The following is a 19,974-nucleotide window of genomic DNA, read 5'->3' as shown; positions in this document are numbered from 1 at the left end:
ATTGCCGAGTATTCCAAGGAGAATGCCGTGGCTTCTACCAAAGTTGACTACGCTCAGACCGGGCTCGATGTGCTCGATCTCGTTGGCGGCGAAAACAATGTTCGCTCGCTGGCGCACTGTGCAACCCGTTTGCGGTTCACGCTCAATGACAATTCCAAGGCCAATAAAGACCAGATTTTAGCCCTGCCCGGTGTTGTCACCGTGATTCAGGCAGGAGGCCAGTACCAGGTTGTCATTGGCGATAACGTGGTAACCGCCTATGATGCGATCACCACCAATTCAAATCTGGGTAAGTCCGACGCCGGTTCTGAAAGCGACAGCCAGAAGCCCAAGAATCCTTTCAACCGATTCATCTCGATGATTTCGGCAATCTTCTCCCTCATTATTTGGACCATCGCGGCAGCAGGTCTTATCAAGGCATTCCTAGCCCTCTTTACCGTGGGCTTTCCCCTGCTAGATTCAGAGTCACAGACCTACCTGATTCTCAGCGCTCTCGGAGATGCCTTTATTTACTTCTTCCCCATTGCTCTGGCGGTTTCAGGAGCTAAGTATTTCAAGGTCAATCTCGGAACTTCAATTGCTATTGCCGCTTTTCTAGTCTACCCCGCTATCTACGGACTCTACGAAGCGGGCGAGCCGGTCTCGCTTTTCGGCATTCCGGTAGTGATGGCTTCTTACACCTACTCGGTCTTCCCCATTATTGTGGCCATCTGGGTTCAGAGCCTCATCGAACCGAAGCTCATGAAGGTTATCCCTTCTTGGATGCGTAACTTTACAGTGCCCTTCATCGTTATCATCGTTGTTTCGTTACTGACCCTTTTGGCCATCGGCCCGGTTATCTCGCTAGCAACCAACCTCGTTGCAGATGGACTCACCTGGATTTGGGGGCCTGCACCCTGGTTGGGCGGCTTCATTATGGGTATGTTCTGGCAGGTCTTTGTGATGTTTGGTCTGCACTGGGGTATCTCGCCCATCATGATTAACGAAATTGCGATTAACGGCCACTCTCTGCTCTTCGGTGCTCTCCCCTCTGCTGTTCTTGCCCAGTGTGCAGCAGCCCTTGCGATTGCCCTGCGCACCCAAGATAAAAACCTGCGTCAGATGGCTCTGCCTACCTCTATCTCCGGTTTCTTCTCCGGCGTAACTGAGCCTATCGTCTACGGTGTGAATCTTCCTCTGAAGAGGCCCTTCTTCATCGCTATCACTGCAAGGTGGTATTGGTGGAGCACTCGCTGCCTCTGGCGGCTCGGGTTCTACAGCTAATATTTTCGCCTCAATCCTCACCCTTCCCGCTTTTCTCGGAGTCGGAAACTTCTTGATGCAGATTATCGGTGTAGCCGCCGCAATCGTTCTCTCTTTCGTGGTAACCCTGCTCTTCGGAGTACCGAAGCAGACGGCTCACCGGGCTGAAAGCGTGACAGCTGGCCCTGACCTCGAACCTGAAGCCTCAATCATCGAGACCCGCGAGGCCAATACCAAGGTGGTTCCCGCTAACGCCATTGTTACCCTGCCCGCTGAGGGTAGCCACACCACCGACCTGGTTGCCTCGGCAGACGGCGAATCAATTGCGCTGGCAGATGTTGATGACCCCGTCTTCTCATCGGGAGCTATGGGCCAGGGCATCGGCATTAAGCCCACCAGCGGCAATGTGTACGCTCCTATCTCGGGCAAGGTTCTCACCGCCCTCGACTCGGGCCACGCCTACGGTATTCGTTCAGAAACCGGCGTTGAGGTGCTCGTTCATGTGGGCGTTAATACCGTACAGATGAAGGGCGAGGGCTTCACCATGCACGTGAAGAAGGGCGATACCGTAGAAGCGGGCCAGCCTCTGGTTACCTTCGACCGCCAGGCAGTAGCAGAGGCGGGCTACCAAGACACTGTCATCACCATCATCACCAACTCCGGCAACTTCTCCACCATCGAACCGCAGGTTGGCAAGCAGCTCACCGCCGGTGAACTGGCAGTTGTTGTAGAACGCTAAGAAAGGAAATCTAGAATGTACCGCAAAAAGCTCAAGCCCTTCCCCCAGGGATTCCTCTGGTCTGCCTCTACCTCTGCTTACCAGTCTGAAGGCGCCTGGAACGAAGACGGCCGCGGCCCCATCCGCACCGATATTCGGGAAGATCTGCCTGAGGGCACCGCTGACTTCAAGATAACCTCTGATCACTACCACCGTTTCAAAGAAGATATAGCCCTCATGGCGGAGATGGGTTTCCGGGCCTACCGCTTTCCATCGCTTGGTCCCGCATTATTCCCGACGGCGACGGAGAAATTAACCAGAAGGGTATCGACCACTACCACGAGGTCATTGATGAGCTGCTCAAGCACAACATTGAGCCCATTGTGACCATGTTCCACTTCGATACTCCCCTGGCTCTTGAAGAAAAGGGTGGCTGGGCCAACCGCAGCACCGCAGATGCCTTTGTTCGATACTCGGAAATCCTTTTCAATGAGTACGGTTCAAAGGTCAAGTACTGGTTGACCATCAACGAGCAGAACATGATGATTCTGCACGGAAAGCGCCTGGGGTTCTTCGCCCCGGAGACCACCGAGAAGCAGCTGAACCAGTACAACCACAACATGTTCGTGGCCCAGGCAAAGACCATGGCCATGCTGCACCGCATGCATCCGCAGGCCAAGATTGGCCCTGCCCCCAACATCGCCTACGTCTACCCGGCGTCGTCCAAGCCCGAAGACGTCATTGCCGCCGATAACTACAACGCGGTGCGCAACTGGCTCTACCTCGATCTCGCGGCCCGCGGTGAGTACAACACCCTGGCCTGGTCGATTATGGAAGAAAAGGGAACCGCCCCCGAGATTGCCGAGGGCGATATGGAGATTCTGAAATCTGCCAAGCCAGACTTCATCGCCTTCAACTACTACAACACCGCAACCGTTGCAGATGCCCCCTTTGGCGGTGGCGCCTCGGAGCGTTCAGAGGCTGCCGACCAGCAGGTTTCAGAAGGTGAGGAGGGAATCTACAAAGCACTCTCTAACCCCCATCTGAAGATGACCGACTTTGGCTGGGAGATCGACCCGGTGGGTATGCGCATGACCTACCGTGCTATCTGGGACCGCTACCGTCTGCCGCTGATTGTCACCGAGAACGGTCTGGGCGCCTACGATGAGCTCACCGAAGACGGTCGTGTGCACGATGACTACCGCATCGACTATCTGCGCCAGCACCTGGAACAGACCCAGGAGGCTATCTCAGACGGCGTGGAGATTCTGGGCTACTCCCCCTGGACAGCCCTGGATCTGGTTTCAACCCACCAGGGTTTCCGCAAGCGCTACGGTTTCATCTACGTCAACCGCACCGATGACGACCTCAAAGATTTAGCCCGCTACCGCAAAGATTCTTTCTTCTGGTACCAGCAGCTCATCAAGACCAATGAGCTGCCGGCCGCCGACTGGAAGCCCACCTATCCCCAGAGCTAGTTTGTCTATGAATGACGCGCGGGCCCCGCTTTCTCAGGCGCAGGAGCGGCCCGCGCGTCTGCTGTGTTCACCAGATAAACTAGGCTTGAAAGCCCAACCCTTCGGAGGTCTAAGCCGTGAAGATTGCCCATATCTATAACAACAATGTTGTGCTGGCTGTCAATGCAGCCGGTGAGCAATCTGTGGTAATCGGGCGCGGGCTGGCCTTCAACAAGAAGAAAGGTCAGGAACTCGATACCGATAAAATTGAGCAAACCTTTGTGCCCGAGCAGACAGCCGATGATTACTCTCAAGCCCTGCTCGCTGAGATTCCCTCTGAGGTCTTGGCCCTGGCCACCGAACTAGAGGACTATGCTCGCGGGCAGCTGGGTTTCAGTATGAGTCACAGCCTGGTTTTGCCCATGTCTGACCACCTCAACTATGCCCTGCAACGGGCTCGGGAGGGAGTCGAGATGGATTTCCCCCTGGCCTTTGAGGTGGAGCACCTTTACCCCCGCGAAGTAGCTTTTGGCCGCTATGCGCTCAAGCGGGTGAAAGAGCAGCTGGGGGTAGAGTTACCCGACGGCGAAGCAACCGCCTTTGCCATGCACCTGGTCAACACCATGTTTTCTGAGGCTGATTTAGCCAAGGCATATAAGATGACCGAGCTCTTTGCCCAGATCTTTACCGTGATTGCTTTTGCCTACGGGAACCCCATCGACCAGTCCCATGTCTCGGTGGCCCGCTTTGTCACCCACCTGCGCTACCTCTTTGTACGGGTGGAATCCGTGCAGGCACTGACCGGCAGGCCCGCTGTACCTGCCGTGCAAAAAGCCGTGAAAGACTCCTACCCCAAAGCCGACTCCTGCGCGCTCAAGGTAAAGACGCTTCTGGAAATGCACCTGGGAGTTGAGCTCTCTGCCGACGAACAGACCTACCTCACCATCCACATTGCCCGCCTGGCAGAAGAACTCTGGCAGGATTCCTCAACCAATAAGGCCTGAGGTAACAAAACCCTCAGCCGCCCATAATATTTACGCTGAGTTTACCCAGGTGAGAGATAAATCCTTTATGTTAGAGGGGTTGTTATCCACAACACCCATACACACTGGATAAAGGATCACCATGTTCTCACGACTCTCCCTGCGCACCGTCTCCGCGGGTTGCTCACTCGCGCTGGCAGCCGGGCTGGGCGCCGTCCCGCTGGCAGCGACTCCCGCGCTCGCCGCCGATACCGTCTCTATCGCAGAGATTCAGGGCAACGGCCAAACCACTCCCCTCTCCAACCAAACCGTAACCACCCGCGGCGTGGTCACCGCCGTCTATTCCACCGGCGGTCTCAACGGCTACTACATCCAGACCGCGGGCAGCGGCGGCGCAGAAGATGCAACTCCCGGCGCTTCAGACGGCATTTTCGTCTACTCACCCCAGACCGTCTCTCAGGTAGAAAAGGGTGACTATGTTGAGGTGACCGGTAAGGTCTCCGAATACTATGAGCAGACCCAGATTACGGTGACTTCTGGCAACCTCACCCAGCTCAGCGAAGACTTCGCCCCGGTTCAGCCGATCACCGGCACCTTCCCCGAAAACGAGATTGACCGCGAGGCTATTGAGGGAATGCTGGTGCAGCCCACCGGCGACATCACCATCACCGATAACTACAACACCAACCGCTACGGTGAGATTGGCCTGGTCAACGGCACCGAGCCCCTGCGCACCGCCACCGACGTCGTCGCGCCCGGTGAAGAAGCGGTTGCCTACGAGGCGGTCAACGCCGAACGCTTCTTTGCCCTGGACGACGGCGCCACCAGCGACTATACGCGCGGCGGCTCCGACATTCCCCTGCCCTATCTCTCGGGAAATAACCCCGCCCGTGTGGGCGCTTCCGTGAGCTTTGATGAGCCCGTGGTGGCCACCTATAGCCGGGATCTCTGGCGGCTTCAGCCCACCGAGCCTATCACCGGTGACAACGAAGCCGAGCTAGCCCCGGCCCACTGGACTGCCACTCGAGAAGCAGCTCCCGAAGAGGTGGGCGGTGAAGGTAAGCATCGCCAGCTTCAACGTGCTCAACTATTTCTCCACCACCGGCGATACCCTAGCGGGCTGCCGCTTCTACACCGACCGCGAGAAGAACCCCATTTCGGTCAGTGGCGGCTGTGACGCCCGCGGTGCGGCCAACCAGGAAAACCTGCAACGCCAGCAGGCTAAGATCGTGGAGGCAATCAACACCCTGAACGCCTCGGTGATCTCCCTGGAAGAGATTGAAAATTCAGCGGCTTTCGGTAAAGACCGCGATGAGGCTCTGAACCACCTGGTCGATGGGCTCAACGCTGCCGCTGGCTACACCAAGTGGCAGGCCGTGCAGTCACCCGAGGCCCTGCCCGAGTCAGAGGATGTAATTCGTACCGCCTTTATCTACCAGCCCAATCAGGTCAAGCCCCTGGGCGAATCAACCATCTATAGCGGAAGCGATGCTTTCTCCAACGCTCGTTTGCCTCTGGCGCAGGCCTTCACCCTGGCCGATGCCGATGAAGACGATGAAAGCTTTGTAGCCATTGTCAACCACTTCAAGTCCAAGGGTTCCGGTAGCGGCGAGGGTAACCAGGATTCCGGCGATGGCCAGGGAGCCTCTAACGCCTCTCGCGTTGCCCAGGCTGAAGCTCTCACCAACTTCGCCAGCCAGCAGGCCCAGGCCCACCAGACCGAGAACGTGGTGCTGCTGGGTGACTTCAATTCTTACACCCGCGAAGATCCCATGCAGGTTCTCTACGGTGCCAGCTTCACCAACATTGGAGACTACTACGATGCCGGCAACACCTACCTGTTTGGTGGCCGGGTTGGCTCTCTGGACCACGTGCTGGTGAGCCCCGAATTCCTGGATAACACCACCGGGGCAGACGTATGGAATATCAACGCTTTTGAGTCGGTGGGCCTGGAATACAGTCGCTATAACAACAACGTCACCAACCTGTATTCGCAGACTCCCTACCGCTCCTCCGACCACGACCCCAAGCTCATGGGCTTCAACCTGCGCGTTGAGTCACCCGACGAGCAGCCGGATGAGCAGGACGGCGGTTCCACCGTTCCTCCTGCCCACGCCAAGAACAATGAGCGGGGCAAGGGAAACAACGGTCAGGGCAATGACTTCACCAAGAAGTCAACCCTGCCTCCAGGCCAGGCTAAGAAGAACTAGCTAGGTCTATCGTGCTCGCGGGTGGCTGGACGCAAAGACCTCCCGCAGGGTCTCTGCGGTGACCTTGGTATAAATCTGGGTGGTTGTTACCGAGGAATGACCCAAAAGCTCCTGCACCACTCGGATATCTGCGCCACCTGCGAGCAGGTGGGTGGCGTAGGAATGGCGCAGGGTGTGGGGGGAAATTTCCTCTGTCAGTTGAGCCCTTTCAGCTGCCTTTTTGAGAATCAGCCAGGCCCCCTGCCGGGTCAGCCTGCCCCCGCGGGCATTGAGAAAGAGCGCTGCGCTTCCCTTACCGTGGGCGGCTAAACCGGGTCTTGCCCGCACCCTATAGTTCTCGATTGCTTCCAGGGCAAAAGAGCCCACCGGCACGATCCGCTCTTTATTGCCCTTGCCGAAGAGGCGGACGGCGCCGCTGCGGTTTCCGCCGGAGCCCGCGGCGGTCTCGGGCAGGGAGAGATCGTCAAGATCAACGTTGATGACCTCAGAAATTCGGGCGCCGGTGGAGTAGAGAAACTCCAGAATGGCGCGGTCGCGCAGACCCGTAGGGGTGGAGATATCAGGGCTTTCCACCAGTTTGGTCACCGATTCCACCGGAACAGCTTTGGGCAGACGGGTTCCGATGGTGGGAGGGTTAACCGCGGCGGCGGGGTCGGTCTCGGTGATTTTTTCCAGCAGGAGGAACTTGTGAAAACCCCTGACCGCCACCACAATTCGCGCCACGCTGCGAGCGCTGAGCGGTTTGCCTCCTTTGCCCGGTACCTCTGCCAGGTGGGTGGCAAAATCTCTGACCTGTTTTTTGGTAATGACGGCGGGGGCAATGACCCCTACCTCTTGCAGATAGGTGCAGTACTTGCCCAGATCCCGGGCGTAGGAATCCACGGTGTTGCGGGAGAGGCCCCGCTCGATGGTCAGAAAGTTCAGGTATTTCTCAACCGCCAGCTGAAGCTCTGTAGCCTGGCCCTCCACGTTTAGCGCTGGGTTTCCTGCTCTGGGGCGGACTCTGCCGGTCTGATTTCCCCGCGGAAGTTCTCACCGCGCAGAACCGGGTGGGCGCTAAACGGTGCGTCAGCGCTGAAGAGGGTTTCAAAGTTGCGTTTGATGGCTGCATCCACGGCAAGAATCGCGTTGGTTGAGGAGGCGTTGTGGATACGGCCGGCGAGAACTGCCTGCACGGCGTCCTCAATATCCACCCAGCGCATCACGATCTCGGACTCTTCGTGGACCCGCTCTTCTCGCTGGTCGCGGGGAATCTCGCTGATACCCCGCGCCAGAAAGATACGGCAGGCCTCCCCCATGCCTCCGGGCGAGTTATAGAACTCCATGAGCGAATCCCACTGCTCGGCCTGAATAAAAGTTTCCTCCGCCAGCTCACGGGCGGCAGCTGCTTGCGGGGGCTCGCCGTCAATATCGAGCAGACCGGCGGGCACCTCCCAGAGGTTGGCCCGCACCGGGTGGCGGTACTGGTTGATGAGCAGAATCTGGTTCTGCTCATTCAGGGCGGCTACCGCCACCGCACCGGGGTGCAGCAGAAAGTCCCGTTCAAAGGGCTCAGCTCCCTCTTCGAGGGCAATCCCCTCGCGAATGACGTCCCACACGTAGCCCTCGAACTTGGTCTCACGACTGGTGACGTAGCGAGGGTTGGCAATATCAGCAATAGTCTGCTGACTCTTTGCGATTTCGGGGGCGTTCAGCCGCGGAGCATTGCCTACGCTGGGGTTGAGGTTCTGCTGCATGTCTCCTCCAGACTGTAGCGGCGCCCTGGTTTTGATGTAAGGACGCCGCTGCGTTAGGTTGTGCGCGAATACTTTCGCGCGTGCGTGTTGGTGATAATCTCTAGCTTACTTGCCCGAGCGCTTTGCCAGTGCCGCCTTAATCAAACCGGCAAAAAGCGGGTGGGGGCGGGTGGGGCGAGAGCGGTACTCGGGGTGGGCCTGGGTTGCCACGTAGTAGGGGTGCTCGCTGGCAGGTAGCTCAACGTACTCCACCAGATTGCCGTCGGGTGACTGGCCCGAAATCTTCAGGCCCGCCTCTTCCAGCTGCTGGCGGTAGTCGTTGTTGACCTCGTAGCGGTGACGGTGGCGCTCTGCCACCTCAAGCTCTCCGTAGGTTTCTGCCACTACGGAACCTGCCACCAGCTGGGCGGGGTAAAGGCCCAGACGCATGGTGCCACCCAGGTCGCCGGCTCCCTCAACGAACTGCTTCTGCTCCTCAATGGTGGCAATCAGCGGTGCCGGGGTCTCGGGGTCAAACTCGGTCGAGGAAGCCTCCTTGATGCCCAAAACGTTGCGGGCAAATTCCAGAACCATGGACTGCATACCCAGGCAGATACCCAGGGTAGGAATCTCGTTCTCGCGGGCAAATTTCAGGGCACCGATTTTGCCGTCCAGGCCTCGAATACCGAAGCCACCGGGCACCAGAACCGCATCCATCCCGCTCAGGTGGGCGGCGGCGTCCTCATCCGTGGCGCAGGCATCAGCGGCAACCCACTTCACGTTGACCTTGGCCTGGTTGGCAAAGCCACCGGCGCGTAGCGCTTCGGAGACCGACAGGTAGGCATCGGGAAGGTCAATATACTTGCCCACCAGGGCCACGTTTACCTCGGTCTGGGGCTCGTGTACAGCGGCGAGTACCTGATCCCACTCGCTAAAATCGGCGTCACTGTAGTTCAGACCCAGGAAGTCCAGAATGTAGGTATCGATCTTCTGGCTGAAGAGGGTCTTGGGAATGTCATAGATGCTGGGAGCATCGGGGCAGGAAATTACCGCCGCAGGGTCCACATCGCAGGCGTTGCCAATCTTGTTCTTGTGAGACTCGGGAACGTCCCGCTCACAGCGCAGAATCAGACCGTCGGGAATAATGCCCAGTCCGCGCAGGGCGGCCACTGAGTGCTGAGTGGGCTTGGTCTTCAGCTCCCCCGAGGGGCCAATGAAGGGCACCAGAGAAACATGCAGGAAGAAAACGTTGTTCCGCCCTACATCACGGCGCACCTGGCGAGCCGCCTCCAAGAAGGGCTGAGACTCAATATCGCCCACCGTGCCACCGATTTCGGTAATGATGATGTCGGGAGCGTCATCGCGCTCCGCCGGCAGGCGCATGCGGCGCTTAATCTCATCGGTGATATGGGGAATCACCTGCACGGTGTCACCAAGGTACTCGCCGCGGCGCTCCTTGGCGATGACCTCCGAGTAGACCTGACCGGTGGTCATGTTAGAAGACTGGTCTAGATTTTCATCGAGGAAGCGCTCGTAGTGGCCGATGTCGAGGTCGGTTTCAGCGCCGTCGTCGGTCACAAAGACTTCACCGTGCTGAAAGGGGTTCATGGTACCGGGGTCAACGTTGAGGTAGGGGTCTAACTTCTGCATGGTCACAGAGAGTCCACGCGAGCGAAGAAGCCTACCGAGGGAGGAAGCTGAAAGCCCCTTGCCGAGTGAGGATGCAACACCGCCAGTGACGAAAATCTGACGGGTTACCTTGGCCTGATCTGAAGTATTTTTATTATTCACCACGGAATTCCAGATTATCACGGCTTGCGGCTCTACAGAATATCGGCTCTGTCTCAACGCAGGTAACGAAACACAGTTTTTACACCGGCCTCCTCCGTTGTAGCTCAAATTCCCTATAGCTGGCCGGCGTTTTTCAGCAACTCCCGGGCGTGTTCCTGGGCAGAGGCAGACTGGTCGTGGCCAGCCAGCATACGGGCTAGCTCCACCACTCGCTGTTCCTCATCGAGCACTTCGATCTTTGACAGCGAGGCGTCGTCATTCTTCAGCACCAGAATGTGTTGGTCGGCAAAAGCTGCCACCTGGGGCAGGTGGGTGACCACCAGAACCTGCACGTGTTTGGCGAGCATGGCAAGGCGGCGGCCAATTTCAACGGCCGCTTTACCGCCCACGCCAGAATCCACCTCGTCGAAGATGAAGGTGGGTACCGGGTCAACCTCGGCCAGCACCACTTCCAGCGCCAGCATCACGCGGGACAGTTCACCGCCGGAGGCCCCCTTGCCCAACGGCCGGGGCACCGCCTGCTGGTAGGACTTGAGCATAAAGGTCACGGTATCGCGGCCGTGGGCGCCAAACTTCTCTGTTTCCTCAACCTCAACCACCAGCGAGGCATTGGGCATGGCCAGCGCACTCAGCTCTTCGGAGACCGCCGACGCCAGCTTTTTCGCCGCTTTTTCCCGCAGTTTCTTCAGCTGGTCCGCCTGCTCCCCCAGGGTCTCGCGCAGCTGGGTCAGCTCGGTTTCCAGCGCCTCTGCCCGGGCGGGGTCATCGCTCAGAGTCTCCAAGCGGGCGCGGGATTCTTCTGCCCAGGCAAGCACCTCGGCAATATCCGCCCCGTACTTGCGGGTCAGGCTTTTCAGCTGGGCTCTGCGGGCCTCGACCTCAGCCAGGCGCTCGGGCCCCTCGGTATCGAGAGAAGATACATAGGCTGAGACTTCTTCGGCTATATCGGTCACCTGAATCAGGGCGTCATTGACCCGGTCGGCCAGCGCCTTGAGCTCCCCGTCAGAATCTGCCTGCTGGGCCAGGGACGAGCGGGCGGTATCCAAGAGCGCCATCACGTTGGGCTCGTCGGCGTCCCCGTATTCAGACCCCGCCAGGGCAGCGGAGGCCAGGGACGCCGCCGCCCGCAGCGACTCGACATTGGCAAGTTTTGCCGACTCCGCTTTGAGGGCTTCGTCCTCCCCCTCCTGCGGCTGCACCGCATCAATCTCTTCCAGGGCCCCCTCAAGGGTCTGCGCCTCCAGGGCGCGGGCCCGGGTGTTCTCCCGCACCTCTCGAAGTTCAGCGGCTGCCTCCCGGTACCTGTCGTAGGTGGCGCGGTACTTTTTCAGCAGCTTGGCGAGCTTCTCCCCCGCATAGGAATCCAGGGCATGGCGCTGTTCTGCCGCCGATTTGAGGCGGAGCTGGTCTGACTGGCCGTGAACCGCCACCAGGGTTTGGCCAATCTCAGACAGGGTGGCGATGGGGGCGGAACAGCCTCCCACATGGGCTCGGGAGCGGCCTGCCGCAGAGACGGTACGGGCCAAAAGCAGCTCCGAGGTGTCTTCATCAATTTCTTCCACCGAGCCGCCGGCGTCCTCGGCTAGGGTAATAGCCTGGTGCTCGCGCGGCAGGCGCACCACCGCCTCTGCCAGGGCATTTTTGGCGCCGTTGCGCACCGAGCTGGCATCACTACGGGCGCCCAGGAGCATGCCCAAGGCGGTAACCACCATGGTTTTACCCGCACCGGTCTCACCGGTTAGCACCGAAAAACCGGGCTCGAGGGGCAGGCGGGCATCGGTAATAATACCCAAATCGCGCAGGTGGATTTCTTCAATCACGGGGCTCTACTCCAGGTGCTAGTTACTGCCGGTCTGCTCCAACCGGCCACATTGAGAAACTAAAAAAATTAATCTTGGGCGGGCTCAGACCGGTCTGTAGTACCGGTGGTAATCGGCCCCCGCCAGCCGTGAATCGGAAGCTCGAACTTAGCCACCAAACGCTCAGAGAAGGGCACCGGGTGAATGCGGGCCAGCCTCACCGGCTTGGACGAGCGCGAAACCTCCACCCGGGTTCCGGCAGGGAGGTCGCGGGTGCGCCGTCCATCGCACCAGAGCACGCCCGAAACGTCGGGGCGAATCAGCTCCACCGCCATAGTGGAGTTGGGAGAAGTCACCAGGGGCCTGGAAAAAAGGGCGTGGGCGCTCAGGGGCACCAGTAGCATAGCCTCAACTTCGGGCCAGACCACCGGCCCGCCGCCGGAGAAAGCATAGGCGGTTGACCCCGTGGGGGTTGCCAGCACCACGCCGTCGCAGCCGAAGCTGGAGAGCGGGCGCTCGTCTACCTCCACCACAACCTCAATCATTTTCTCCCGGTTGCCCTTTTCAACGCTGGCCTCGTTCAGCGCCCAGGTATCAACGATTTTCTGGCCGTTTGCCCAGGCTTTAACGTCTATGGCCATGCGTTCTTCTACCACGTATTCACCGTTGACAATGCGTTCGACCGTCTCGGTGAGGTCGGATTCCTCAGACTCAGCTAGGAAGCCCACGTGGCCCAGGTTTACGCCCACCAGGGGAATCTGGGTGTGGCGAATCTTCTCGGCGGCACGCAGAATAGAGCCGTCTCCACCCAGCACCACTCCCAGTTCAATATCAACCAGAGCAACGGTTTCGCGCACAACCCGCACAGGAACAGGCTTCTCCCAGCCCTCCTGCAGGGATTCCAAATCGGCCCGCTCCATCACCGGAGTCAGTCCCGCTTCAAAGAGCTGTCGACAGGCAGCGCGGGCAGCCCGGCGCGCTTCTTCGCGGCCCGTATGGGCAAAGACCAAAATCTTGCGAGAGCTAGAGATTTTGGGCAGGGCCGCGGTAGGCGGGGCAAAGAGTTCCTCGCGGTTCACCGTTGATTTGCTTGAATCGTTCACGTCTCTAGCCTAAGCCACACCGGCTAGTGAATAAAGCAATTTGGCGCGGTATTCGAAAAAATATTCGAAAACCGCGCCGTTATGGGGTCGCTATTTTGGAGCCTCTGCCTACTTCTTACACCAGAGAAAGAACTCCACATTGCCGTCTTGGCCGGGCAGGGGGCTCGCTTCCACACCGCACACGGTCAGTCCGTGGCTCTCGGCAGAAGTTTTCACTTTCTCTACCGCCTGTTCCCGGGCCTCGGGGTCAGCCACCACGCCTCCACGGCCGATCTGGTGTTTGCCCACCTCGAACTGGGGTTTAACCATCAGGAGCAGGTCTCCCCCGCTGCGTACAGCACCGGCTAGTGCCTCCATCACCAGGGTAAGGGAGATAAAGGAGAGGTCGCTAACCACCAGGTCTACCGCGCCGCCAATATCCTCCGGCCGCAGGTAGCGAACGTTCATGCCTTCAAAGACGTCCACGCGCGGGTCAAAGCGAATTGAGTCCACCAGCTGGTCATGGCCAACGTCCACCGCCGCCACGCGATTGGCACCCTTACGTAGCAGAACATCGGTAAAGCCGCCGGTTGAGGCTCCGGCATCCAGGCAACACTTACCCTCCACCGCAACCTCGGGAAAGGCAGCGAGCGCCCCGGCCAGCTTGTGGCCGGCACGGGAAACATAGGCCAGCAGGTCAGATTCCTCAACGGTCAGCCGGTCGGTTTCAGCTACCTTCATGGAGGCTTTGGCGGCAACCCGACCATTCACGGTCACTGCCCCTTCGGCAATCAGCTGAGCCGCCAGGGTTCGAGAACGCGCCAGCGACCGCTCCACCAGCGCTTTATCCAGCCTCACTTTTCCCCGTTCTTCAGCTCGGTTTCTAGCTTCTCGATTAGACCGGTCAAGCGGTTGATACGCTCGGTCGGATCCAGTGCGAGCACCGCCTCAAGCTCGCGCTCAAAAGCCGCCAAATCGTCGTCCTGCACCGAGTCCTGCGGCGCCTTCTCACTCACGGATGAGCTCCCGGGGAGCCAGCACAGTCTCCGTCTCGGGGTGCGCCGCCCACCAGGCGGCACAGGCAACACGCACCCGGTCAATCTCAGCTCCCTCACCGCGCAGGGTCAGGGTATCCCCTTGAGCGAGCGCTTCAAGGGATCCGAGGACGGCGCTCGCCGAGTTCTCCGAGGTCTCTACGGTGATCTCGGGGTAGTCGAGGAAGAAGTCAGCCAGAGTTTTCAGGATGTAGGTGGGCCGTTCCAGGCTCACCGCCGCTAGCACCGATTCAAAGGTATCAACGCCGGTCATCACCAGAGCGGTGGGCATACCGGCCCGGTTGCCACCCTGGATATCGGTATCGAGCCGGTCCCCCACCACCACGGGCCGCACAGCGCCCAGCTTCTGTGCTCCGGTAGCAAAAATCGGAGCCTCGGGCTTGCCCGCCACCAGCGGCGTGCGGCCGGTTGCCGTTGCCACAGCGCCCACCAGGGTGCCGTTACCGGGGGCAATACCGCGCTCCTTGGGAATGGTGAAGTCGGTGTTCGATACCACCCACAGCACCTCGGGGTCAGCCAGGGTGTAGGCTGCCTCGGCCAGGTTCTCCCAGGTAATCTGAGGGTTGAAACCCTGCGCTACCGCCCGGGGTTCCTCCTGCTGGGAGAAAACCGGGGTAAGACCGGCCTCGGTCAGGCAGTCAGCCAGCGCCTGGGCGCCGCAGACCAGCACCTTATCCCCCGGTTCCAGGTGCTCTTTGAGCATCCGGGCCGCGGCCTGGGCGGAACTGACCACGTGGTCAGCATCGGTCTTAACCCCCAGCTGTTGCAGGTGCTCCGCCACCGTCTCAACGCTGCGCGAGGCATTGTTGGTCACGTAGGCTACGGGAACACCCATCTCCACTGAGCGGTTGAGCGATTCTACAGCACCCTCAATCGCGAAGGGGCCGGCGTAGACCACGCCGTCCAAATCACTCAGAATTGCATCAAAAGAATCTAGTAGCATTTAGGCTTCTTCGCTGGTCTCTTCTGCTTTCTCAGACTCTACAGAGTCTTCTGCCTCTTCAGGTTCTGCTGAGGTCTCTGCTTCCTTGGGCTCCGCGGCGGCGTCCTCAGTTTCTTCCTCCCGAGCTTCCGCCTCCAGGTCCACCGAGGGCTCTTCTGCCTCAAACAGTTCCGATTCGCCGAAAATATCGAAAATTTCGGGGTCGGCAAAGTCGCCCTGACCCAGGGCGGCTTCGGTCACCCGCGCCAGTCGGAACCAGCGGGCGGCCTCCTTGGCACGACCGTCTTCTTCCAGGAGATCGGCGTAGGCGCTAAACAGGCGGGGACTGTATTCAAAGCCTCGCTTGCTATTGAGCTGGGGAATCTCGAGAGCCTTAAGCGCGCCCTTGAGGTCACCCTGATCGTGCTTAATACCCGAAACCACCAGCGCAATTTCCACCCGCTCAGCAGCCGGCAGGTCGTAGGTCTTGGATTCCTCCGCCAGCTCCAGCGCCTTAGGAATTCGGCCCAGGGCACGCTCGGAGTCAATCAGAAGCGCCAGGTGCTCCTGGGAACCGCTAATACGACGGTGGGTGCGCAACTCACGCAGCGCCATTTCAAAGTCTTCAGCCACGTAGGCGGTAACGCCCGCAGCCTCGCGGACGGCGCTGATACGGCCAGCGCGCTTGACGGCGTACTTAGCATGTTCCAGGGCAAAGGCGGGGTCGATTTCCAGGTAGCGCCCTGCCATCACCAGGTGCTTTGCCACAGCCTCGGCGTTGTCTTTCTCAAGAGCACGCAGTTCCCTCTGAGCAGCAAAGTCCAGCTCCTTGCCGGTCACATCGGTGTCCAGTTCAGGAGCCACGCCCTTAGACGGACGGTAGCCCTCTCCCCGAGTTGCCGCGGCACCAAATTCACGAGCGTCTCGGCGCTTAGCACCACCGCGCTGGTGGCCACCACCGGGGCGGTTCTCGTTGTTGAAACGGCGGCCCTGCCCTCCGTGCTCCTGGCGGCGGTCGCCGTCCTTAAAGCGGCGGTTTTCACGGTCGTTGAAACGACGCTCACCGTCACCGAACCGGTCTTTGGAGCGGCGGTCTGAGAACTTACGCTCGCCCCGCGGCTGGTCGCCAAACTTCTTGCCACCGCGGTTGCGGTCGAAAGAGGAGTTACGGTCATTTCGCTTGTTGAAGCCATCATTACGGCGGCCGTTACCACCGTGAGAACGTGAATCGCGGCGCGGTGAATCAGTCAAGTAAGCTCCTCTATTCATTTGATGTATGCCCGAAGATAGAAAGGGGCACGCTAGACACTGTCGATTAGTCTATCTGGAATCTTCATACTTGTGCAGGGGTAGCCCGCTGTTTCTCGGTGCGTTTTCTCTTACATCCAGACCTTGTTCAGGAATGTCAAAAAGCGCCCTTAAAGCAAAAAGGGCGGCACCTACCCTTGGGTAGGTGCCGCCGCACGCTTACTTATCGAGAGCTTATGAGCCCTTGACGGTGTTGTACTGGGTCATCAGGTTAGCGTAGTCGCTGATGTGGTTAGCGAAGAGGGCGCCCAGACCCTCAACGTCGTTGCGCCAGTCGCGGTGCAGTTCGCTAGCAACAGCGAACCAGCTCATCAGCTGAGCGCCGGCCTTCGACATGCGATCCCAGGCTGCATCGCGGGTAATCTGGTTGAAGGTACCGGATGCGTCGGTCACAATAAAGACCTCGAACTCTTCTTCAAGAGCGGCGAGAGCGGGGAAAGCTACGCAAACCTCGGTAACGATACCTGCAATAATCAGCTGCTTCTTACCGGTTGCCTTGACCGCTGCGACGAAGTCCTCGTTGTCCCATGCGTTGATCTGGCCGGGGCGGGCGATCAGAGGTGCATTGGGGAACTTCTCAATCAGCTCGGGAAGCAGAGGACCGTTGGGGCCGTCCTCGAAGGAGGTGGTCAGAATGGTCGGCAGGTTGAAGTATTCAGCCAGGTCTGCAACTGCCAGAACGTTGTTCTTGTAGGTGTCAGGTTCCATGTCGCGAACCAGGGACATCAGACCAACCTGGTGGTCAATCAGCAGAACTGCAGCATCGTCTTTGTTGAGGCGTGAGTACTTAGCCATGATATTTTCATCCTTTTCTTGAATAACTAATCTTTTATTTTGTTTTTTGTATCTCTCTCGAGTACATGAATTACTTTACAGGTAAAGTTTTCGGATGTACACCCGGGGTGCTAGTTTGTTGCGAAACTTTACGCGTAAAGTTTTTGACCAGGTTTCAGTGGGTTCACATCCTGCCCTTACCCCAGTTCCCCACCCTACCGCCGTCATGAAGAATCTAACAGGGGTTTTACCGGAGTTTCACCCGCGCGACGCCCTCCCGTTAAAGAAAAGAAGAGGCGAGACCACCTCGGGTCTCGCCTCCCTCAAGAGGTTACTGGGCTGCGGGAGAGCTCTCGCCCTCAGCAATCTTCTCCTCAATATTTTCAAAGTTGCTCAAGATATCCTCAGCAGGAACGGGAGCAAACCTACTCCAGAGGAAGAAGAGAATTCCCGCCACTAGCATGGAAAGGCCGGTCCACAGGTTGATATGGATGCCGCCCGTCTGCTCGAGCTCTGCAACGGAGTGAGTCAACCCGGTAGCGGTCACAATAATTCCATAGACCACGAAGAGGCCCCCGATAATGTTGCGCAAATCGGTGCGTCGCGTGGAGCGCACAATCTTATCTTTTTCAGCCTGAGTCAGGGGCTGACCCTGCTCAGTATCTTTTGTATTCATGGCAAACCAACCTTAGATAATCATCAGGTAGAAAACAACGCACAGCGCCAGAGCAACGGTACCCAGCAGGGCGGGTGAGCGGTACCAAGCCGAATCTCCCACCACGGCATCGCTGGTCACATCGATAGCACCCACGCCGTACACCAAACCGGTCAGTTCATCATCGGTCTTGGGCTTGGTCACCAGCGAAACCAGAACAGCCACCACGATGACCGTCACGAAGGAAATAATCGCACCGTAGAGGGTCTCGGCGGTTGCTGTCTCAAACAGACTCGGATTGTTCAGGTAGGCAATCCACACAATGGTCGGGGCAACAATACCGGCGATATAACCCCACAGACCTGCTGCCGGGGTCATCCTCTTCCAGAGCAAACCCAGAATAAAGACCGCAAAGAGCGGGGCGTTAAAGAAAGAAAAGAGGGTCTGCATGTAAGTCATAATATTGCCGAACTGGGCAGCCAGGAAGGCGGTGAAGACGCCGATGACCACGCCAATCACGGTAATCCAGCGACCGGTTGCCAGGTAGTAGGCATCGCTCATCTTGGGCTTGATGTACTCCTGCCAAATGTCATAGGTGAAGACGGTGTTGAAAGAAGAAACGTTAGCAGCCATACCCGCCATGAAGGAGGCCATGAGGCCGGTGACCGCCACGCCCAGGACGCCGGAGGGCAGGTACATCTGGATGAGCTTGGGGATTGCGTCGTTATAGGTAAGGGTTCCGTCTGCAAACTGGTTGCCCAGGGTAGCCGCCGCGATCATACCCGGCACCACCACAATCAGCGGAATGAAAATCTTGGGGAAGGCACCGATGAGCGGGGTACGGCGGGCCGCAGACATATTCTTAGCGGAAAAAGCACGCTGCACCTCGGTAAAGTTGGTGGTCCAGTAACCGAAAGAGAGCACAAAGCCCAAGCCCAGCACAATGGCCAGCCAGTTAGCCCCAATGGGGTTGGTAACATCCCCAATGCCGGTGCCCTGCCAGGCGTTCATGTGAAGGCTTGAGACACCCTCGGTGTTGGCGATAGCGGTGGTCAGGCCATCCCATCCCCCAACACGGTGCAGACCCACAATGGTCAGCGGCACCAGGCCAGCAATAATCACGAAGAACTGAAGCACCTCGTTGTAGATAGCCGAGGAAAGACCACCCAGAGTAATGTAGGCGAGCACAAACACCGCAGAGACAATGATGGCCATCCACTGGCTCCAACCCAGCATAGCCTCAATCACGATAGCCATTGCGTAGAGGTTGATTCCCGCGATGAGTACATTAGAGACAGCAAAGGCCAGGGAGTTGACCAGGTGTGCTGGCCTGCCAAAACGACGCAGCATAAACTCGGGCACGCTTCGCACCTTGGAGCTGTAGTAGAAAGGCATCATTACCAGACCAAGAAAGACCATAGCCGGTACAGCGCCGATGAGGTAGTAGTGCATGGTAGACATGCCAATTTCAGCACCGTTAGCAGCCATACCGAGAATTTCGGTTGCGCCGAGGTTTGCCGAGACAAAGGCAAGACCGGTAATCCATGCTGGCATTGAGCGCCCCGACAGGAAGAAGTCCATCGAGGTCTTAACACTTCTGCGGGCGATCAAGCCGATCGCCAGCACAGTAGCGAAGTAGATAAACAGCATCAGGTAGTCCACGACCTGCAGGTCTAGGCGAACCCCTTCAGATGCAGCTTCAAGCGTCATCGCTTGCTCCTGTTTCTTAATGAATTGAGATTGGCTTACTCAACAACGAACAGCCAATGTGCGAAAGTATGTTCACTTAAGTTTGCACCTGTTCATATATGTTTTCAAGGACAGGTAAGGGCATTTCACAATTTATTTATTGGGGTTCAGGGGTTCGTTTTTGTTCGAAACGGGAAGTAGAAAATATCCTTAAACAAAAAGAGGGAGGCGTGAGCCTCCCTCTTTTATCAAACCTGTATTCAGCGTTTTGCTACCTCAAAACTGCATAGTGGACGCGACAACCCAAAACAAGCCAAACCTAGCCAAAAAAATAAAGTAAGCCTTCGACCAATTAGTACCAGTCAACTCCAACAGTCTCCAGTCCTGTCTTCCATACCTGGCCTATCAACCCCATCATCTACAGGGAGTCTCACACGCTCCAAGAGCGCCAGGAGATCTCATCTCAAAACAAGCTTCCCGCTTAGATGCCTTCAGCGGTTATCCCTCCCGAACGTAGCCAATCAGCCATGCACCTGGCGGTACAACTGACATACCAGAGGTTCGTCCGTCCCGG

General features: G+C 58.2%; 17 protein-coding genes, 1 rRNA gene and 1 pseudogene. 6 read left to right on the top strand and 13 right to left on the bottom strand.

All coding sequences use genetic code 11. The features are described 5' to 3' along the window. The first annotated feature begins 27 nt into the window (after positions 1-27). From IEV00_RS11105 to IEV00_RS00070, 6 genes and pseudogenes are all read left to right on the top strand, one after another. A complete protein-coding gene (locus IEV00_RS11105) occupies positions 28-1,263 on the top strand; it encodes a PTS transporter subunit EIIC (RefSeq protein ID WP_229722975.1) in 1,236 nt (411 codons plus the stop codon). A 55-nt stretch (positions 1,264-1,318) separates the two neighbouring features. Continuing rightward, positions 1,319-1,981: a PTS sugar transporter subunit IIA gene (locus IEV00_RS11100; protein ID WP_229722974.1), complete on the top strand. Its 663-nt coding sequence runs from the start codon at positions 1,319-1,321 to the stop codon at positions 1,979-1,981. Between the two features lie 15 nt (positions 1,982-1,996). Continuing rightward, positions 1,997-3,438 (top strand): annotated as a pseudogene (locus IEV00_RS00080) (glycoside hydrolase family 1 protein). Between the two features lie 116 nt (positions 3,439-3,554). Next, a complete protein-coding gene (locus tag IEV00_RS00075; protein WP_188358324.1) occupies positions 3,555-4,421 on the top strand; it encodes a PRD domain-containing protein in 867 nt (288 codons plus the stop codon). Between the two features lie 121 nt (positions 4,422-4,542). Continuing rightward, positions 4,543-5,577 carry a hypothetical protein gene (locus tag IEV00_RS11090; protein ID WP_229722972.1) on the top strand — a complete coding sequence of 345 codons (1,035 nt, stop codon included), beginning with the start codon at positions 4,543-4,545 and terminating at the stop codon, positions 5,575-5,577. Beyond that, positions 5,480-6,610, top strand: a complete 1,131-nt coding sequence (locus IEV00_RS00070; protein ID WP_229723090.1) for an ExeM/NucH family extracellular endonuclease — start codon at positions 5,480-5,482, stop codon at positions 6,608-6,610. Before IEV00_RS11090 ends, IEV00_RS00070 begins: the two co-directional genes overlap by 98 nt. Before the next feature lie 6 nt (positions 6,611-6,616). Here IEV00_RS00070 and xerD read toward each other — a convergent pair whose 3' ends face one another. The 13 genes from xerD to IEV00_RS00005 all read right to left on the bottom strand — a co-directional run. Continuing rightward, the gene (gene xerD / locus IEV00_RS00065) at positions 6,617-7,579 is read right to left on the bottom strand and encodes a site-specific tyrosine recombinase XerD (protein ID WP_188358322.1); all 963 of its coding nucleotides are present in this window, start codon (positions 7,577-7,579) and stop codon (positions 6,617-6,619) included. Positions 7,580-7,581: 2 nt separating this feature from the next. Next, complete coding sequence (locus IEV00_RS00060; RefSeq protein WP_188358321.1) at positions 7,582-8,346, bottom strand: NUDIX domain-containing protein; 765 nt, start codon at positions 8,344-8,346, stop codon at positions 7,582-7,584. Between the two features lie 105 nt (positions 8,347-8,451). Continuing rightward, positions 8,452-10,137 (bottom strand): CTP synthase, encoded by a 1,686-nt coding sequence (gene pyrG, locus IEV00_RS00055; RefSeq protein WP_188358320.1) that lies wholly within the window; start codon positions 10,135-10,137, stop codon positions 8,452-8,454. A 92-nt stretch (positions 10,138-10,229) separates the two neighbouring features. Beyond that, the gene (recN, locus tag IEV00_RS00050) at positions 10,230-11,936 is read right to left on the bottom strand and encodes a DNA repair protein RecN (protein ID WP_188358319.1); all 1,707 of its coding nucleotides are present in this window, start codon (positions 11,934-11,936) and stop codon (positions 10,230-10,232) included. A 68-nt stretch (positions 11,937-12,004) separates the two neighbouring features. Beyond that, positions 12,005-12,946: an NAD kinase gene (locus tag IEV00_RS00045; protein WP_188359379.1), complete on the bottom strand. Its 942-nt coding sequence runs from the start codon at positions 12,944-12,946 to the stop codon at positions 12,005-12,007. Between the two features lie 180 nt (positions 12,947-13,126). Beyond that, on the bottom strand, positions 13,127-13,855 hold the full coding sequence (locus IEV00_RS00040; protein WP_188358318.1) for a TlyA family RNA methyltransferase: 729 nt from the start codon (positions 13,853-13,855) through the stop codon (positions 13,127-13,129). Next, positions 13,852-14,013, bottom strand: coding sequence for a hypothetical protein (locus tag IEV00_RS00035; protein WP_188358317.1), 162 nt, complete (start codon positions 14,011-14,013; stop codon positions 13,852-13,854). The genes IEV00_RS00040 and IEV00_RS00035 overlap by 4 nt, the downstream gene beginning before the upstream one ends. Further along, the gene (locus IEV00_RS00030) at positions 14,006-14,995 is read right to left on the bottom strand and encodes an HAD-IIA family hydrolase (protein WP_188358316.1); all 990 of its coding nucleotides are present in this window, start codon (positions 14,993-14,995) and stop codon (positions 14,006-14,008) included. The genes IEV00_RS00035 and IEV00_RS00030 overlap by 8 nt, the downstream gene beginning before the upstream one ends. After that, positions 14,996-16,225 carry a hypothetical protein gene (locus IEV00_RS00025; RefSeq protein ID WP_188358315.1) on the bottom strand — a complete coding sequence of 410 codons (1,230 nt, stop codon included), beginning with the start codon at positions 16,223-16,225 and terminating at the stop codon, positions 14,996-14,998. A 231-nt stretch (positions 16,226-16,456) separates the two neighbouring features. Then, positions 16,457-17,077 (bottom strand): isochorismate family cysteine hydrolase YcaC, encoded by a 621-nt coding sequence (gene ycaC / locus IEV00_RS00020; RefSeq protein ID WP_188358314.1) that lies wholly within the window; start codon positions 17,075-17,077, stop codon positions 16,457-16,459. Between the two features lie 310 nt (positions 17,078-17,387). After that, positions 17,388-17,732, bottom strand: a complete 345-nt coding sequence (locus IEV00_RS00015) for a hypothetical protein (RefSeq protein ID WP_188358313.1) — start codon at positions 17,730-17,732, stop codon at positions 17,388-17,390. Between the two features lie 12 nt (positions 17,733-17,744). Further along, positions 17,745-19,421 carry a sodium:solute symporter family protein gene (locus IEV00_RS00010; protein ID WP_188358312.1) on the bottom strand — a complete coding sequence of 559 codons (1,677 nt, stop codon included), beginning with the start codon at positions 19,419-19,421 and terminating at the stop codon, positions 17,745-17,747. A 311-nt stretch (positions 19,422-19,732) separates the two neighbouring features. Continuing rightward, positions 19,733-19,974: ribosomal RNA gene (locus IEV00_RS00005) — 23S ribosomal RNA — on the bottom strand; the annotation flags it as partial.

The organism is Rothia aerolata (genome assembly GCF_014635585.1).
Lineage (GTDB): Bacteria > Actinomycetota > Actinomycetes > Actinomycetales > Micrococcaceae > Rothia > Rothia aerolata.
This window is presented reverse-complemented; position numbering and strand designations above follow the sequence as displayed.

Bases quoted from the DNA above. Each gene is read 5' to 3' on its own strand.
- ycaC (WP_188358314.1), bottom strand. From the start codon at position 17,077: ATGGCTAAGTACTCACGCCTCAACAAAGACGATGCTGCAGTTCTGCTG.
- IEV00_RS00060 (WP_188358321.1), bottom strand. From the start codon at position 8,346: ATGCAGCAGAACCTCAACCCCAGCGTAGGCAATGCTCCGCGGCTGAAC.
- IEV00_RS00015 (WP_188358313.1), bottom strand. From the start codon at position 17,732: ATGAATACAAAAGATACTGAGCAGGGTCAGCCCCTGACTCAGGCTGAA.
- IEV00_RS00030 (WP_188358316.1), bottom strand. From the start codon at position 14,995: ATGCTACTAGATTCTTTTGATGCAATTCTGAGTGATTTGGACGGCGTG.
- IEV00_RS00010 (WP_188358312.1), bottom strand. From the start codon at position 19,421: ATGACGCTTGAAGCTGCATCTGAAGGGGTTCGCCTAGACCTGCAGGTC.
- IEV00_RS11090 (WP_229722972.1), top strand. From the start codon at position 4,543: ATGTTCTCACGACTCTCCCTGCGCACCGTCTCCGCGGGTTGCTCACTC.
- IEV00_RS11100 (WP_229722974.1), top strand. From the start codon at position 1,319: ATGCAGATTATCGGTGTAGCCGCCGCAATCGTTCTCTCTTTCGTGGTA.